Annotated in this window: 17 protein-coding genes; 5 read left to right on the plus strand and 12 right to left on the minus strand. The window is 72.5% G+C overall.

The genetic code is table 11. From position 1 onward, the window contains the following. Positions 1 to 26: 26 nt before the first annotated feature. Complete coding sequence (locus C6W10_RS18885) at positions 27 to 788, minus strand: ABC transporter permease subunit (protein WP_107259212.1); 762 nt, start codon at positions 786 to 788, stop codon at positions 27 to 29. After that, positions 785 to 1,708 carry an ABC transporter ATP-binding protein gene (locus tag C6W10_RS18890; RefSeq protein ID WP_107264082.1) on the minus strand — a complete coding sequence of 308 codons (924 nt, stop codon included), beginning with the start codon at positions 1,706 to 1,708 and terminating at the stop codon, positions 785 to 787. The genes C6W10_RS18885 and C6W10_RS18890 overlap by 4 nt, the downstream gene beginning before the upstream one ends. 169 nt (positions 1,709 to 1,877) lie before the next feature. On the opposite strand from C6W10_RS18890, the gene C6W10_RS18895 reads away from it, so the two are divergent. Together C6W10_RS18895 and C6W10_RS18900 are read left to right on the plus strand one after the other, a co-directional pair. Then, on the plus strand, positions 1,878 to 3,185 hold the full coding sequence (locus tag C6W10_RS18895; RefSeq protein WP_107259213.1) for a sensor histidine kinase: 1,308 nt from the start codon (positions 1,878 to 1,880) through the stop codon (positions 3,183 to 3,185). A 1-nt stretch (position 3,186) separates the two neighbouring features. Beyond that, complete coding sequence (locus C6W10_RS18900; protein WP_107259214.1) at positions 3,187 to 3,843, plus strand: response regulator transcription factor; 657 nt, start codon at positions 3,187 to 3,189, stop codon at positions 3,841 to 3,843. A gap of 40 nt (positions 3,844 to 3,883) precedes the next feature. Here the strand turns inward: C6W10_RS18900 and C6W10_RS18905 are convergent, their stop codons facing one another. Beyond that, entirely contained in the window at positions 3,884 to 4,501 is a 618-nt protein-coding gene (locus tag C6W10_RS18905; RefSeq protein WP_107259215.1) for a winged helix-turn-helix domain-containing protein, read from the minus strand. A 192-nt stretch (positions 4,502 to 4,693) separates the two neighbouring features. On the opposite strand from C6W10_RS18905, the gene C6W10_RS18910 reads away from it, so the two are divergent. After that, on the plus strand, positions 4,694 to 5,617 hold the full coding sequence (locus C6W10_RS18910; RefSeq protein ID WP_107259216.1) for an AEC family transporter: 924 nt from the start codon (positions 4,694 to 4,696) through the stop codon (positions 5,615 to 5,617). Between the two features lie 41 nt (positions 5,618 to 5,658). On the opposite strand, the gene C6W10_RS39485 is transcribed toward C6W10_RS18910, so the two are convergent. The 9 genes from C6W10_RS39485 to C6W10_RS18955 form a co-directional block, all read right to left on the minus strand. Then, positions 5,659 to 6,384 carry a winged helix-turn-helix domain-containing protein gene (locus tag C6W10_RS39485; protein WP_107259217.1) on the minus strand — a complete coding sequence of 242 codons (726 nt, stop codon included), beginning with the start codon at positions 6,382 to 6,384 and terminating at the stop codon, positions 5,659 to 5,661. 57 nt (positions 6,385 to 6,441) lie between these two features. Continuing rightward, positions 6,442 to 6,939, minus strand: coding sequence for a rhodanese-like domain-containing protein (locus C6W10_RS18920; protein ID WP_107264083.1), 498 nt, complete (start codon positions 6,937 to 6,939; stop codon positions 6,442 to 6,444). A 61-nt stretch (positions 6,940 to 7,000) separates the two neighbouring features. Beyond that, a complete protein-coding gene (locus tag C6W10_RS18925; protein WP_107259218.1) occupies positions 7,001 to 7,480 on the minus strand; it encodes a cysteine dioxygenase family protein in 480 nt (159 codons plus the stop codon). Positions 7,481 to 7,616: 136 nt separating this feature from the next. After that, positions 7,617 to 9,098 carry a CoA-acylating methylmalonate-semialdehyde dehydrogenase gene (locus tag C6W10_RS18930; protein ID WP_107259219.1) on the minus strand — a complete coding sequence of 494 codons (1,482 nt, stop codon included), beginning with the start codon at positions 9,096 to 9,098 and terminating at the stop codon, positions 7,617 to 7,619. Positions 9,099 to 9,318: 220 nt separating this feature from the next. Next, the gene (locus C6W10_RS18935; RefSeq protein WP_159104642.1) at positions 9,319 to 10,500 is read right to left on the minus strand and encodes a PQQ-binding-like beta-propeller repeat protein; all 1,182 of its coding nucleotides are present in this window, start codon (positions 10,498 to 10,500) and stop codon (positions 9,319 to 9,321) included. A gap of 206 nt (positions 10,501 to 10,706) precedes the next feature. Further along, positions 10,707 to 11,882 (minus strand): low temperature requirement protein A, encoded by a 1,176-nt coding sequence (locus tag C6W10_RS18940; RefSeq protein ID WP_159104643.1) that lies wholly within the window; start codon positions 11,880 to 11,882, stop codon positions 10,707 to 10,709. Between the two features lie 144 nt (positions 11,883 to 12,026). Beyond that, entirely contained in the window at positions 12,027 to 13,298 is a 1,272-nt protein-coding gene (locus C6W10_RS18945; protein WP_159104644.1) for a glycosyltransferase 87 family protein, read from the minus strand. A gap of 166 nt (positions 13,299 to 13,464) precedes the next feature. After that, positions 13,465 to 13,653, minus strand: coding sequence for a DUF397 domain-containing protein (locus tag C6W10_RS18950; RefSeq protein WP_107259223.1), 189 nt, complete (start codon positions 13,651 to 13,653; stop codon positions 13,465 to 13,467). Further along, on the minus strand, positions 13,641 to 14,447 hold the full coding sequence (locus C6W10_RS18955; RefSeq protein WP_107259224.1) for a helix-turn-helix transcriptional regulator: 807 nt from the start codon (positions 14,445 to 14,447) through the stop codon (positions 13,641 to 13,643). The genes C6W10_RS18950 and C6W10_RS18955 overlap by 13 nt, the downstream gene beginning before the upstream one ends. 322 nt (positions 14,448 to 14,769) lie before the next feature. Here C6W10_RS18955 and C6W10_RS18960 point away from each other — a divergent pair, with 322 nt between their 5' ends. Both C6W10_RS18960 and C6W10_RS18965 read left to right on the plus strand, forming a co-directional pair. Further along, complete coding sequence (locus C6W10_RS18960) at positions 14,770 to 15,312, plus strand: MOSC domain-containing protein (protein WP_199853681.1); 543 nt, start codon at positions 14,770 to 14,772, stop codon at positions 15,310 to 15,312. A 216-nt stretch (positions 15,313 to 15,528) separates the two neighbouring features. Further along, the gene (locus C6W10_RS18965; protein ID WP_107259225.1) at positions 15,529 to 16,182 is read left to right on the plus strand and encodes a DUF1345 domain-containing protein; all 654 of its coding nucleotides are present in this window, start codon (positions 15,529 to 15,531) and stop codon (positions 16,180 to 16,182) included. The last annotated feature ends 55 nt before the right edge of the window (positions 16,183 to 16,237 follow it).

Below are 16,237 nucleotides of genomic sequence, written 5' to 3' on the forward strand. Positions count from 1 at the left end.
TCCTGCCCCCCGGGCGGAGCGGCCGGTCAGGCGTCCCGGCGGCGCAGCACGAGGTAGCCGCCGAGCAGCGAGGCGGCGGTCCAGAGCGCCAGCAGGGCGACCCCGGTCCACGGGCCGTAGTCCCGGGCCCACCGGGCCTCGTCCTGCGACCCGGCGAGGTGCAGGATCACCCAGGTCGTCTGGTCCGGCAGGTACTGGGTGACGGTACGCAGTCCGGGGACGTTGCCGAGGCCCTGCGAACCGAGGAAGAAGATCGGCAACAGTACCGCCAGTGCGCGTACCGGACTGCGCAGCATCGCCGCCACCCCCAGCGAGAAGAGGCAGAGCAGTACGAGGTGCAGGCAGCCACCGAGCACGGCGGCCACCGCACCGTCGGCGCCGAGCCCGACGCCGTACCGGCCGAGCGCGGCCTGGGCGGCGAAGAAGCCGACCAGCACGGTCGGTACCGCCACCGCAGTGGCGAAGAGGGCGGCGGCGAGTATCTTCCCGACGTAGCAGCGTCCCCGGCGCGGCACGGCGACCAGGGTGGCCCGGATCGTGCCGGAGCTGTATTCGCTCGCCATCACCAGTATCCCGAAGACCACCAGGGCGAGCTGGCCGAGCGTCAGGCCGTAGAAGGCGGGAAAGAGCGGGTCGAAGCCGAACTGCCGCTCCGGCGGTTGCGCGCCGAAGCTGAGCCCGGCCAGCAGGCTGATGCCGACGCCGACGACGAAGGTCGGCAACAGGGTCCAGACCGTCGACCGGACGGTCCGGATCTTCGTCAGCTCGGCCCGCAGCACCGCGCTCATCGCCGACCCTCCGCCTCGACGTCGGCCCGGTACCGCACCGCGGTCGCGGTGAGCCGCATGAACGCCTCCTCCAGGGACGCCCGCTGCACGCCGACCTCGTGCACCGTCAGCCGGTTGGCCGCGACCAGCTCCCCGATCCGGGCGGCCTCGCTGTCGTACGCCAGCAGCGTCCCGTCCGGCTCCGCCTCGACCCGGATGCCGGCGGCCGCCAGTACCCCGCGCAGCCGCTCCGGTTCCGGCGCCCGGATCCGTACCGTCGTGCCGGAGTTCGCCTCGACGAACTCCCGCATCCCGGTGTCGGCGAGCAGCCGGCCCTGCCCGATCACCACCAGGTGGTCCGCGGTCAACGCCATCTCGCTCATCAGGTGGCTGGAGACGAAGACGGTCCGGCCCTGCCCGGCGAGCCCCCGCATCAACTCCCGGATCCACCGGATGCCCTCCGGGTCGAGTCCGTTGACCGGCTCGTCGAAGAGCAGCACCGGCGGGTCGCCGAGCAGCGCGGCGGCGATCCCGAGCCGCTGCACCATGCCGAGCGAGAAGCCGCCGACCCGCCGTTTCGGCACGCTCTCCAGCCCGACCAGGGCGAGCATCTCGGCGACCCGGGCGCGCGGGATGCGGTTGCTCTGCGCCAACCAGAGCAGGTGGTGGTAGGCACTGCGCCCCGGATGCGCCGACCGGGCCTCCAGCAGCGCGCCGACCGAGCGCAGCGGCGCGACGTGCTCCGGATAGCTCCGGCCGTCGATGAGCACCCGACCGCCGCTCGGGCGGTCGAGGCCGAGCATCATCCGCATCGTCGTCGACTTGCCCGCACCGTTCGGGCCGAGGAAGCCGGTCACCTGTCCGGCCCGGACCGTGAAGGAGATCCCGTCGACCGCGACCGTCCGCCCGTAGCGCTTGCTGAGATTGCACACCTCGATCACGACCGCCACGCTAGGCAGCGCCGCCCGCCGGAACAGTCCTCGAAAGTCGTCCACCCCGCCCACCAATGTCGACGGGGCCAAGGGCGGCACCGTCGGGGCGCCGGCCGGCGGGGTGCCACCGGGGTGCCGGTCGGTGCCGGCGGGTGGCCGGCGGACGTAACCTGCTGGCATGCGCCGACATCTGCTGCCCGTGGTCGTACTGCTGGCGGAGACCGCGTTGCTGCTGGCCGGCTCCGGGCCCGGGACGTCGCCCTGGGACGTCGTCGGCCACGTCGTGCTGGTCGCACTGGTGATCGCGGTACGCCGCCGGGCCCCGGTCGGTGCGCTGATCGGCGCGCTGCTGCTCGTCGCACTCTCCGACGGCGGGTACGTCCTGCTGCTCTGGGCCGCCTACCAGGCGGGGCGGAAGGCGCTGGACCGCACCGGTGCGGTGATGGTGGCCGGGGCGCTGACCGGCGCGCTCGCCGTACACCTGGTGACCGCCCCGGCGGAGCCCGGCACGGTCCCGAACCTGATCTCGACGTACCTGGTCTTCGCCGCGCTGCCGGTGCTGGTCGGCCGCTACCTGGCCCAGCAGGAGCGGCTGGTCTCCACCCTGGACCGGCACAACCGGCAGCTCCGCCGGGAGCGGGAGCTGCTCGCCGAGCAGGAGCAGCTCCGGGAGCGGCTGCGGATCGCCCGGGACATGCACGACTCGCTCGGCCACCGGCTCAGCCTGGTCTCGGTGCAGGCCGCCGCGCTGGAGGTGGCGGAGCTGCCGCCGGTGCAGCGCCAGGCGGTGCGGCAGCTCGCCGGAGCCGCACGCGGCGCCCTGGACGAACTCTACGAGCTGGTCGGTGCGCTGCGCGGCGGGCAGGGGACCGATCAGCGCTCGCCGGGCTCGGAGCGGATCGGCCCGCTGGTCGCGGAGTTCCGCGCGGCCGGCACCCCGGTGACGCTGCGGCAGGAGGGTACCCCGGGCCCGTTGCCCGGCGCGGCCGGGCGGGCGGCGTACCGGGTGGTCGAGGAGGGGCTGACGAACGCGCTGAAGCACGCGCCGGGCCAGCCGGTGACGGTACGGCTCCGGTGGGAGCCGGACGCCCTGCTGCTCACCGTCGACAACCCGCTGCCCGAGCGGGCCGGGACGCCGCCCGGCCCCGGACCCACCCGGGACGGTGGCGGTTGCGGTATCGGAGGTGCGGAGGGCGACGGCGACGGGCCGGGCGCGGTCGGGCACGGGCTGGTCGGGTTGCGGGAGCGGGCCGAGCAGGCGGGCGGGCTGGTCGCGTACCGGATCGTCGAGCCCGGCGATCCCGCCCAGCCGGACGGCGGCGCACGGAGCTGGCGACTCCTCGCGATGCTGCCCGTCGCCGAGCCGGACGCCGCGGACGCCGAGCTGCCCGCGCCGGGCGGGATCCGTACCCTGGCCCTCGGGCTCGCCACCGCGGCCCTGATGTTCGTGGCGATGCCGGCGAGCATGCTGCTGGGGGTGCGGTGAGGTGATCAGGGTGCTGCTCGCCGACGACGAGCCACTGATCAGGGCCGGCATCCGCACCGTGCTGGAGTCGGCCGGCGACATCGAGGTGGTCGCCGAGGCGGCGGACGGCGGCGCGGCGGTCGACGCCGCGCTCCGGCACCGGGTCGACGTGGCGCTGCTGGACATCCGGATGCCGGTGCTGGACGGCCTCGACGTGGTCGAGGAACTCGGCCGGCGACTGCCGGGACTCCGGGTGGTGGTGCTGACCTCGTTCGGCGCGGAGCCGAACGTGCTGCGGGCGGTGCAGGCCCGGGTGGCCGGGTTCGTGCTGAAGAACTGCACGCCGGAGGAGCTGATCCGCGCGGTACGCGCCGCGCACGACGGCGACGCCTACCTCTCCCCCGCGGTGACCCGGCTGCTGCTCGGGATGGTGGCGCCGGAACCGGCGGCGCGGCGACGGCAGGCGCGGGACCGGCTGGCCGTACTGACCGCGCGGGAGTCGGAGATCCTGCGCCTGGTCGCCGAGGGTCTCTCCAACGCCGAGGTGGGCCGGCGGCTGCGGATGAGCGAGATGACCATCAAGACGTACGTGAGCCGGATCCTGGGGAAACTCGACTGCACGAACCGGGTGCAGGCCGCCCTGCTCTCCCGGGACGCCGGGCCCACCCCGTGGAGCTGACGCCTCGCCCCGGGGTGGGTCGGCCGTCCCGGCCGGTGGGTCAGGCGTTGCGGTCGATGGTGACCACGGCGTCGTCGGCCAGCCGGTAGCCGACCCCGTAGACGGTGGTGATCAGCGGTACGTCGCCGACCTTGCCGCGCAGTCGCCGGATGTGCACGTCGACGGTGCGTACCCCGGTGTGCTCGTAGCCCCAGACGGCGGTGAGCAACTGGAGTCGGGTGAAGACCCGCCGGGGGTGCGCGACCAGGTGCATCAGCAGGTCGAACTCCAGCCGGGTGAGCGGCAGCGGCTCGCCGCCGAGCAGCACGGACCGGGACGCCGCGAGGATGTGCAGCTCCGAGCCGCCGGTGGCGGTGGCGGAGACCGGTCGGGCCGGCGTGCGCGGGGCGGCGGCTTCGGCGCGGCGTTCCGCCTGGCCGGCGAACCCACCGGTGATCGTCGCCTCGCCCCGTTCCACCAGCTCGCGGGCGGCTTCGAGCAGCCGACGGGCGGGTGCCGTCAGGAGTTCCTCGTTGCCGACGAGCGGGATCGATAACGTTACCGTCAGCGTCGGCGCGGTCGACCCGGCGGGCCGGCGGGAGGCTCCCGGCGGTCGGCCGGGGCCGACCGGCTGGGCGCTGTGCCACCCGGTACGCGACGAGGCGGGGCTGACCGACATGGTCCTCCTTGGCTGCTCCGGGTGTTCCCCACGGCCCGAACCGCCGCTGCCTCGATGCTTCCGGGCACCGGGGCGAGGGTCAAGGGGACACGACGATGCATGAATGTGACAATCGACAAACTCAACGGAATCACTTGCTCGCTCTTAGTACCAGATCATGTCGCGGCACGCACACCCGGCAGGATGGTCAGGATGCGGGGTGTGGTGACGGGGTTCGCGGTGATCTGGTCGGTCACCCTGGTCGGCTACCTCGTCGGCCGGTACGACCTGCTCGGCCCGCACGGCACCGCGGTGATCGCCCGGCTGGTCTTCCTGGTCGCGACCCCCGCGCTGCTCTTCGGCACCCTCGCGCGCTCCACAGTGGCCGATCTGTTCACCCCGGCGCTGGCCGCTTTCGTGCTGAGTACCCTGATCGTGGCGGCGGTCTACCTGCTCGTGGCGCGCTTCGGCTGGCGCCGCCCGGCCGGTGAGGCGACCATCGGCGCGATGTCCGCGTCGTACGTGAACGCGGCCAACCTCGGGCTGCCGGTCGCCGCGTACGTGCTCGGAGACGTCTCCTTCGTCGCCCCCGTACTGATCTTCCAGGTGCTGGTGGCGGCGCCCCTGGCCCTCGGGGTACTGGACGCCACCACCACCGACCGGGGCCTGTCGGTACGCCGGCTCGCACTGCTGCCGGCCCGGAACCCGATCATGCTGGGTTCGGCCGGCGGGTTGCTGGTCTCGGTCTCCGGCTGGCAGCCCCCGGCCGAGCTGCTGCTCCCGTTCGACCTGGTCGGCTCGGCCGCCGTTCCGCTGGCCCTGATCGCGCTCGGCATGTCGCTGCCCGGCAGCCGCCCCCTGGCGGTCGGTCCCGGGTCCGCCGAGCGGTACGTCGCGGTGATCCTCAAGATCGTCGTACAGCCCGTGGTGGCGTACCTGATCGCCCGGTACGCGCTGGGGCTGACCGGTCCGGCCCTGCTCGCCGCCGTGGTCACCTCGGCGCTGCCGACCGCGCAGAACGTCTTCGTCTTCGCCACCCACTACCGGCAGGCCCAGCCGCACGCCCGGGACGTGGTGGTGCTCTCCACCATCGCCGCCGCCGTCTCGCTCGCCGCCATCGCCGCCCTGCTCGGCTGAGCCCCTCCGCCGCCCAGCGGGCCGTTGGGAGGCCGGGGGCGTCAGGTGAGGTCGTCGATGCGTACCGGGGCGTCGTCGGCGAGCCGGTAGCCGACCCCGTGCACGGTGGTGACCAGCGGCATCGACGGGTGCACCTTGGCCCGCAGCCGGCGTACGTGCACGTCGACGGTACGCGCGACGGCGTGCTCGTACCCCCAGACGTTGCCGAGCAGTTGCAACCGGGTGAAGACCCGGCGCGGGTTGCGGGCGAGGAAGACCAGCAGGTCGAACTCCAGCCGGGTGAACGGGACCGGTCGCCCGCCCTGGAGCACCACCCGGGGCCCGGTCAGTACCCGTAGCGAGTCGGCGTCGTCCGGACCGGTCGCCGCCGCCGCACCGGCGGCGGTCGGCAACGGCTCCGGCAGACCGACGCCCGGCAGCGACGCCGCCGGCAGACCGGCGCCGGGCCGCAACGGCTCCGGCAGATCGGGCAGCAGCGAGTCCGGCAGGCCGGGCAGGCCCGGGTCGGTGGCGGCCCGGCCCGGTAGGCGGGTCTCGGTCACCACGTCGGCGCCCTGGTCGCGTAGCTGACGAACCAGCCCGAGCAGCAGGGCCAGTTCCTCGGTGACCCGCCCGCCGACCAGCGGGAGGTCGACGGTGACCCGGATGACCGGCGCGGTCTCGACGGCCGACGCGGTCTCGACGGCCGGCGAACGGCGCCGGGCCGAGGGGGCCCGGCGCGGTCCGGCGGGTGACGGGGTACGCGGGTGGATGGCGACGACCGACATGGGAACTCCTTCGTGGGACGTTGGTCCGGTCCGCCCGCGTGCGGTGGCGCGCGGGGGTCAGGTGAGCGCCCGCCGGGGGATCACCGGCGGGACGGTTTCGGGTTGGGCGTAGACGTCGGTCGGCCCGAAGGCGGGCAGCCCGAGCCCGCGCCAGGCGACGAATCCGCCGACGATGTCGGTGGCCTGGTGCAGGCCGATCTCCTGGAGGGCGGCGGCGGCCAGGGACGACGTGTAGCCCTCCTGGCAGAGGACGATGACCGGCAGGTCGTACCGGTCGGCGAACGGAAGCCGGGCGGAGCTGCGCGGGTCGAAGCGCCACTCCAGGACGTTGCGTTCCACCAGCAGCGCCCCCGGGATCGCCCCGGTGGCGGCCCGCTGGGCGGCGGGGCGGATGTCGACCAGTACCGCACCGGCGCGGGCGGCGAGGTGCCCCGCCTCCGGTTCCAGGCGGCGCAGCCGCACCCGGGCGGCGGCGAGGATCTCGTCGATGCTCCGCGAACCGGCCGGGGCCTGCGCTCCGCGACAGCCGTCGACGGGCTCTCGGAGGTTGGTCAGGTTCACCGTGCTGTCCTTCCGTCGTGTCGGGCCTCGAACCCGCACCGGGTGCCGCACCCGGTCACCAGGCGACTCCCGCCTCGGCCACGTCGGCGACCCGCAGCCGCCCGCCGTCGAGCCGGTAGCGGGTCATCCTCCGCAGCGCGGGGCGGTAGACGTGCACGCTCACCGCCGGCTCGTCGCCGGTGTTGGCCACCCGGTGCACATGCCGGGCACCGAACCGGCGACCGGCGCCGGTGCCGAGCTGACGGGGGTGCAGCCGGCCCCGGGCCACGGTCTCCTCGACCAGCGTTCCGGCGGCGACCAGGAAGGCACCGGCGGAGCCGCCGTGGTCGTGCAGGTCCGTGTGCTGGCCGGGCAGCCAGGTGAGCAGCCACACCTCGTGGTCGGCGGCGCCGGCCAGCCGGTGGTACCAGCGTTCGAGCGGGTCGAAGCGCAGCGGTACGGGCCAACCGGCCGGGCCGGCCGCCGCCGCCGCGTACCGGCGGGCGATGGCGAGCGGGTCCGGGCCGGTCGACGGGTTCGAAGAAATGGAGATCATTTTCGGTCCTCAGGGCAGGTGTGCGACTACCGGTGAGGGTAGCCCATAAAACCTATCTGCTTAGTAGGTTTTATCACAAGCCCCGACCGACATCCGATACGGGTCCGGGCGGTCCCCCGTCGCCGTACCGCCCCGCTCAGCGCACCTTGGGGAAGCCGAGGTCGACCTCGCTGGTCGCCGGGTCGGGCCAGCGCGAGGTGACCACCTTGGTCCTGGTGTAGAAGGCCAGCCCCTCAGGGCCGTACATGTGCAGGTCGCCGAAGAGCGACGACTTCCAGCCGCCGAAGCTGTAGTAGGCGACCGGCACCGGGATCGGCACGTTGATCCCGACCATGCCGCAGACCACGTCGTACTGGAAGCGCCGGGCCGCGCCGCCGTCCCGGGTGAAGATCGCGGTGCCGTTGCCGTACTCGTGGGAATTGACCAGTGCGACGGCCTCGGCGTAGCTGTCGACCCGGACCACCGACAACACCGGCCCGAAGATCTCGTCGAGGTAGTAGCCGGAGTCGGTCGGGACATGGTCCACCAGGGACGGGCCGAGGAAGAACCCGGGCCCGTCGGCGGCCGGCAGCGCCCGCCCGTCGACCACCACCCGCCCGCCGGGACGATCCAGGTACGCCCGCACCCGGTCCCGGTGCTCGCCGGTGATCAACGGTCCCATCTCGGCGTCCGGGTCGCTGGCCGGGCCGACCCGGATCCGCGCCATCCGCTCCGAGATCGCCTCGACCAGCGGGTCCGCGACCCCGCCGACCGCGACCACCACCGAGACGGCCATGCAGCGCTCCCCCGCCGAACCGAACCCGGCCGAGACGGCGGCGTCGGCCGCGGCCCCGACGTCGGCGTCCGGCAGCACCACCATGTGGTTCTTGGCCCCGCCGAGCGCCTGCACCCGCTTGCCGGCGGCAGTACCGGCGACGTAGATCGACCGGGCCACCGGGGTGGAGCCGACGAAGGAGAGCGCGGCGACGTCCGGGTCGGCGATCAGCGCCTCGACCGCCGACCGGTCGCCCTGGACCACGTTGAACGCCCCGTCCGGCAGCCCGGCCCGGCGCAGCAGGTCGGCGAGGAGCAGCGAGACGCTCGGGTCCTTCTCGCTCGGCTTGAGCACGAAGGTGTTGCCGGCGACCAACGCGGTACAGAACATCCACATCGGCACCATGGCCGGAAAGTTGAACGGGGTGATCCCGGCGACCACCCCGAGCGGCTGGCGGATCGAATAGACGTCCACCCCGGTCGCGGCCTGCTCGCTGTAGCCGCCCTTGAGCAGGTGCGGAGCGCCGGCCGCGAACTCGACGTTCTCCAGGCCCCGGGCCACCTCGCCGGCCGCGTCGGCCACCGTCTTACCGTGCTCGGTGGAGAGCAGGGTGGCGATCTCCTTCCGGTTGGCGTCCACCAGGTCGCGGAACCGGAACATCACCTCGGCCCGGCGGGACAGCGAGGCCGCCCGCCAGCCCGGTTGCGCGGCGGCGGCGGAGCGGACCGCGGCGCGCACCTCGGCGTCGGTCGCGGCGACCACCTCGGCCTGCCGTTCCCCGGTCGCCGGGTCGTAGACCGGCAGCCGCCGGTCCCCGCCGCCGGCCACCTCGGCCCCGTCGATCCAGTGTGGAATCTCCCGCATCACGCCAGCCCCCGTCCCCGCTCGGTTGCGCCACGTCGGCAGTCCCGGACAGGAGTACGGGCGCCGTGCCCCCTGGTCTGCGCCGGATGGCGTTGGACTCTAGTGACCCCGGTGGGGGCGGACAACGGCCAGTTTGTTACTGATTCCCGCGCAGAAGTGACATGCTGCGCCGTTGCGCCCAGCGCCCTGCTCGCCGCCGGGCCGGCCGCACGGGGCCGGATCAGCGCCAGGGCGGCGGCGGTGGAGCCCGGAACGCGTAGAGGGTGCGCTCGCCGTCGGCCACGTACACGCTGTCGCCGGTGGCGGCGGGCGCGGCCGAGTTCCGGTCCCCGGCCGCGAAGCGCCAGCCCACCGCGCCGGTCGCCGGATCGACCGCGTACACCGTGCCGTCGCCGGCCGCGCGGGAGTAGAGGACTCCGCCCGCCGTGACCAGCCCCGAGGCGTGGAACTCGGCCGACCAGAGGAGTTCCCCGGTCGACGCCCGGTAGGCGTTGGTACGCCAGCGGTCGAAACAGCAGCCGGTGTCGAGCGGTACGTAGACGGTGCCGTCCCGGACCACCGGTGTCGCCACCAGATCCGACTCGTGACTCCACAGTTTCCGGCCGTCCCACAGGTCGAAGGCGCCGAGGTAGCTGCCGGCGGCCGTGATGTGCACGGCGTGGTCCGAGACCACCGGGGCGGCACCCACCGGTCCCGGCAGGTCGGGATAGCTCCACCGGAGGACACCGGTACCCGCGTCGAGCGCGTACAGCGTGTGGTCGCCGCCGACGTAGACGACGCCGTGCGCCACCGTCGGTCCGGTGCCGTGCAGGCGGCCCAGGTTGCGGCTCCAGCGGAGCCGGCCGGTGGCCTGGTCCAGCGCGTAGAGGTTCGGACCGGGGCTGCCGTGCTGGTCGGCGACGTAGACCAGCCCGCCGGTCGCGCTCACTGTCGACCGGAGGCTGCCGCCGACCCGGAAACTCCACCGGATCCGCTGGGTGGCGACGTCGAGCGCGTAGAGCAGCTCGGAACCGGCGAGGTAGAGGACGCCGTCGGCGATGGTCAGGGTCGTCTCCGGCTCGGGGACCGGATGGGTCCAGCGCACCGTACCGGTGGCGGCGTCGAGCGCGTAGAGGGTGCCGTCGGCGCTGCCGAGATAGACCGTGCCGCCCGCGACGACCGGTGCGGCGTAGGTCTCGTCGGTGGCGGTGAAGGCCCACCGGAGCTGCGGCCCGGTCGGCTCGCTCGGCTGGCCCGGCAGGCCCAGCCGTGCCCCGGGCAGATATCCGAGCAGCAGCGCGATGACGGCTCCGGCCATGGCGCCGGCAAGGGTGCCGGTGTGGCGGTGCCGGGTCGGCCCGGGCGGGGCCGGCGGGCCGGTCGGACGATGGTCGATGCCGGTGACGTTCACGTTTCCACCCATTCCAGCGCACGTCGACACGACGAAGCGGGGTCCGGGTAAGCCACCACTTACCCGGTCAGCGTAACCCGGGCAATGACGTACTTCAATCAAACGGGCGAACGGCGGCAAAGCGCCGCCGGCAGCGTGTCGGGCCGGGGGCGGCATGCGACGGATCAACCAGGAGATCGTCGGTCGCCGGCCGCACGAGACGGTAACCCGGTGCCGCGTCAGGACTGCGGCGCCGGCCGCCAGCGCACGCGCTCGTAACCGGTCGCCACGACCAGCAACGCCACGACCAGGCCGAACGCGGCCAGGGCGGGCAGGTGCCTTCCCGCCGGCAACAGCAGCAGCGCCGCGCCGACCGCGCCGAACTGCGCCCGGGGCGCCGACCGGAGGGCGACCCAGAGGAAGAGTGGCCGACCGGCGAGGTAGAGCGCGGCACCGCCGTGCAGGGCGACGACCGAGGGCCAGTCCAGCGGTTCACCGGCGAACCCGCCGGACCGGTTCTCGGCCAGGTCCGCGACGACCTGTTCGATCCCGAGCGCCAGGTAGATGATTCCAGTGATCATCAGCAGGTAGGCCAGACCGTACCCGTCGGCGGCGATCCGGTCACGCTGCGGCGCCGGGGCCCCGGCCAGGGCGCGGGCCGCGGCCGGCCCGACGTTCTCGAAGTACAGCCGCCACAGGCAGACCGTCGAGAGCAGGCCCAGCAGGGCGGCCGCCAGCACCGGCGGGTGCGTGACCGCCTTCCCGGCGCCGGTGCCGATGGAGATCAACGACTCGCCGAGCGCGATGATCAGCGCAAGGTTGTGCCGCTCGCTGAAGTGACCGGGATTCCGCAACCGCCAGCCCCCGAAGACGGCGAGCGCGAGCCGTTGGCCACCGATGTCGACCAGCAACGAAACCGCCCAGAGCAGGGTCTGCACAGAACCGCCGTACAGCGCGCCGAGGACGAGCGGGATCCAGGCCAGCACGATCGGGATCGCGAGCACCCGCAGCCCGGTGCGTACCGCCGGGTCGTGTGCGGCGACCCGGTAGTAGAGGGCGAGTTGCACCGCCCGGAGCGTCACGTAGGCCACCACCAGGATCAGCGGCGCCCGCATCGATCCGGCCTCGGTGCGCCAGGCTTCCGGGATCACCAGAGCGGCCACGAACAGGGCGGCCATCGCCAGCAGCGTGCCGGCCTGGATCAGGCCGACGTCGGACCGGGCCTGGTTACTCAGCCAGATGTACGCCCCCCAGGAGAACCACAGCAACAGCAGGAGCAACAGTCCCCGCGCCAGGCTGGTGAAGCTGGGCGGATGCCCCATGAAGGCGATGATCTGGGTGAGGGCGAAGACGAAGACGAGGTCGAAGAAGAGTTCGAACGGGCTCGCGCGGTCGATTCCGGCGCTGGCCGGCACCGTTCGGAATCGGAGAAAGCGCCGCATGGGGATCCGTCCTGATGACGACAGCCTCTCCCGCCATGGCTCCGCAGGGGTGCCGGCGGCGGGCCGGGGCGTCCGCCACTACGCGGCCATCGTAACGCCGATCTTCACGTACCTCCTTCAAACGGGTGAAAGGCGCGAAGCGCCGACCTGGGCCGCGCCCTCACGACGCCGGGTCAGGGCGCGGAAGCCGATGCCGAGCGCCGCCACGACGAGGGCGTTCCGGACGACCAGCAGGGCGGTACCCGGCCAGGCGGGGTCCGTCGACACCTGTGCGTAGTACCACGGGAACAGCGCGCTGGTCAGCGCGGTCGCGACGACGATCAGGGCGCTGGCGACGCGCTGCGTCGTGTCCCGGCGGGTCAGGCAGACCGCCGCCACCGCGACCAGCCAGAGCATGTACTGCGGGGAGAAGACCCGACTGGTCGCCACCGTCGTCAGGACCGCCAGCAGTGCGACGTCGAAGCCGAGGGCGCCGGTCCAGGTGAGATGCCGTCCCCTGGCGAGCCACCAGAGGCCCAGGGCGGCCAGCCCGAGAAACGTCAGGACGGGCAGCCCGAGCGTCACCGGTCGGACGAACGGGTCGTGCACGAACTCCATCGCACCGTAGGCGTAGCGGACGTCGACGCCGTGGTCGCCGAGGCGGGCCAGGACCAGCGGGGTGGCACCGATCGATTCGATCTGGAGGCCACGGTCCGCCTGGTTGCCGGTGAACCCGGACCAGGCGCCGGTGAAGGCGAGCGTGAGGAGACCGCCGAGCACGGCGATCGTCACGGCGAAGCCGGCAAGGACCGGCCGGAGGCCATCGAGCGGTCTGGCAGCGATCAGCAGTACCGCCGGCCAGACCTTGATCAGCGCGCCGATGCCCAGCGCCGCACCGGCGAGGACCGGACGCCGGATCGTCGCGGCGAGCGCGACGACGGCGGTCGCGGTGACGAAGATGTCGTACCGGGCGTACGTCAGCAGGTTGAGCAGCGGGACGACCACGGCCCACGCCCAGACGCCGAGAAGCAGGCCGTCGCCACGGGCGAGTCGGAGCAGGGTGAGCAGGACCAGCAGGTCGGCGACGAGGGCCAAGGCGAAGAACGTGCTCTCGTACGAGCCTGCCGAGTCCCCCGCGACGTGCCGGAGGGACCGGAACAGCGCGGCGGCGCCGGGCGGGTACTGCCACATCGGATCGTCGCGGGGAACCTGCCAGTCGAGCAGCCCGTCGCTCCAGCGGCGGTAGAGCGCCACGTCGGCGAAGACGTTCCCGACCGGCGCCCGGACCACGTTCGCGTAGATCAGGACGAAGACCGTCCGGGTGGCGATCCAGACCCCGACCACGGCGATCGTCGGCCACAGCCGGCTCCGATGGTGCGACAGTCCACCCACGCGATCGGTCGTCGACACCCGCTCCGCCTATCCACCGAGGTCAATACCGGCGGAAGGAGTCTAGGCCGGACGGCCGGCCGGGTACTCCGGTTGCAGAATCTGGTGCCGCACAGCCGGACGACCGGTGGGCCGGGCGAGATCACTCCCGAGGCGACCGACCGCCGCCCGGGTCCCGGCCACCCTGTTACCGAGCGGGTGGCCGCCCGACGAACGCACGCCAGGCGGCCGGCGCGAAACGCAACACCGGCCCCGACCGGTCCTTGCTGTCCCGCACCGCGACCACGCCAACCAGGTTGTCCGCCACCTCGACACAGTTGCCGGTCTGGCCGCTTCGGCTACTCGTCCGCCAGCGCGTACCGCTCAGGTCGCCCATCTTCTCGCCGCCTCCGCAATCAACTCGATCGACTGCTGGTGTGGCAGTGCCTCCGACCGGATGGCCTCCCACGCCTTCAGGATCCAGGCCAGAACCGGTCCGCCGACCACCACCTGACCCGGCGCCTGGTGGTCCAGATAGGCGACGTCTTCGTTCTCAGGCAGGGTGGCAATGATGAAGGCACCGCCGAGACCAGGGTACGCACCGACCGATTCCGGCACGACCTGCAGACGGACGTGTGGCAACTCCTTGGCGATCTCGACCAGGTGCAGCAACTGCTCCCGCATCACCTCTGGGCCGCCCACCGACCGCCTTAGCACCCCCGCGTCGAGCACGACCGTGAACTGCGGTGGGTTCTCCCGCCGCAACACCGCCTGCCGCTCCATCCGGGCCGCCACCCGCCGCTCGACCTCGCCCGGGGTGAGCAGGCCGCCACTCTCGAAGATTGCCCGGGCATACGCCTCGGTCTGAAGCAGTCCTGGGATGGTGGTGTTCTCGAACGTACGCAGCGCCTCGGCCTGCTCCTCGTAGTACAGCCACTCTCGCGCCCAGACCGGGGACTCGTCGGCCTTGACGAGGTCCTCGTAGATGCTCATGAGCAGGCCGCCGGTGTTCAGTACCTCGTCGGCCACCTTGAGGAACTTCGGCGTCGGTGGGCGTTGGCCGGTCTCGACCGAGCTGACGTGTGAGCCGGAGAAGTGCATCAACTCCCCCAGCGCCTCCTGACTGAGACCGGCGGCGACTCTGCGGCGCCGCAACTCCCGGATCAGGAACTCGGACGGTGACATGGTCATCTGCTCTGACTCCCCCTGCTCGTACCGGACTCACGCCGTCAGCCGCCCCCACAACCTCGGGTGATCACCCTCTGCGATCATCCGATCGCCGGCCAGCGTAGTCCCGTCCACAGCGGAGTGTCACCACCCAGATTTCATCGTTCTGAACCGGTTTGCGGCCAGTACCGGGCTGCACGGCCTCTCCCCACAAACCGGCGGGTTCTGCTCGGACCTGCTCAACCGGTACCGCGCGGGTGCCCGGCCGGACCGGACTATGATCAAAGTGACTGTCCGCGACCGCCGGGGCCGGCGGAGTGCGGCTCACACCGGACGGGGAGGTCTGATGGGCGCGGTGGTGACGGCGGTGTCCCGGGACGAGGGGCACCATTTCAGCAAGCCGACCCGGGACAGCATCCGGCTGCTGGCCGGGCTGGGCGTGGAGGGCGACGCGCACCTCGGCGTCACCGTCAAGCACCGCTCGCGGGTGGCACAGGATCCGACCCAGCCGAACCTCCGGCAGGTACACCTGATCCACGCCGAGCTGCACGACGAGCTGCGCGCGGCCGGTCACCAGGTGGCCCCGGGCGAGATGGGCGAGAACGTCACCACCCGGGGTGTGGATCTGCTCGGGTTGCCGGTCGGCACGCTGCTCCGGCTCGGCGACGCGGCCGTGGTCGAGGTGACCGGGCTGCGCAACCCGTGCGTGCAGATCGACAACTTCCAGGCCGGCCTGCTCAAGCGGGTCCTCCGGCGCGACGAGGCCGGCAACCTGGTCCGGCTGGCCGGCATCATGGGCGTGGTACGCGAGGGCGGCGAGATCCGGCCCGGCGACGAGATCACCGTGGAGCTGCCGGCCGAGCCACACCGGCCGCTCGACCGGGTCTGATCCGCCCCACCCCACCGCCGTCGGCGGGTACCTCAGCAGGAGCAGAGTGCCTCAGTGGGTGTTTGAGAAGGGGCTATGAGGGCTGCCGATGGTAGGTGCGGCGTTGTTGGCGGGTGGCGTGCCGGGGACGGGCGCCAGCGCCGAGGGCCGACCGATCCAGACGGAGTGTCGGCATGGTTGGCCGGCCTTCCTCCGACCGCCTGGAATCCTGAATACATGGGTCAGGTCAAAATGCGATCGCCGGACCGGATTCTCTCCGTCCGGCGCCTGTCGATCTCGCTGGCTGGCGGCGCCGTCGTTGCCGTGGCTGTCGCGGTGCTCGGGTTTCCCGAACTGTTTCCGCTGGTCGGTTGGAACGTGGCCGCCGCCGTCGTGCTGGTCTGGGTCTGGCGGATCAGTTGGCATCAGGGGCCGGAGGGCACCGAGCGGCTCGCCGAGGAGGAAAGCCATTCACGCTCTACTGACAGCGCCGTGCTGATCGCCGCGGTGGCCAGTCTCGGCGCCGTGGCCTGGGCCCTCGTTCACTCGTCACGCAACCAGGACGCGCTCGCGGTCATCCTGGTCATCGTGAGTGTACTCACGGCGATCCTGTCCTGGGGATTGATGAACACCGTATTCGCCTTCAAGTACGCACGCATGTTCTACCTTGAGGATGGCGGGATCGACTTCAAGCAAAGCGAGCTGCCGACCTACAGCGACTTCGCCTACCTGGCGTTCACCGTCGGCATGTCTTTTGCCGTGTCGGAGAGCGAACCGGCCAATACGCGAATCCGGAAGACCGCCCTCGGCCACGCGCTGCTGTCCTACCTGTTTGGCACGGTCATCCTCGCCGTGGCCGTCAACCTGGTGACCGGCCTGGGCGAGTCCTGATTTAACAGGCTTCGCGTCGCAAGACCCGGCAGCACGGTCGGTCCACGGAGGCGCG

Source organism: Plantactinospora sp. BB1, assembly GCF_003030385.1.
Classification (GTDB): Bacteria; Actinomycetota; Actinomycetes; order Mycobacteriales; family Micromonosporaceae; genus Plantactinospora.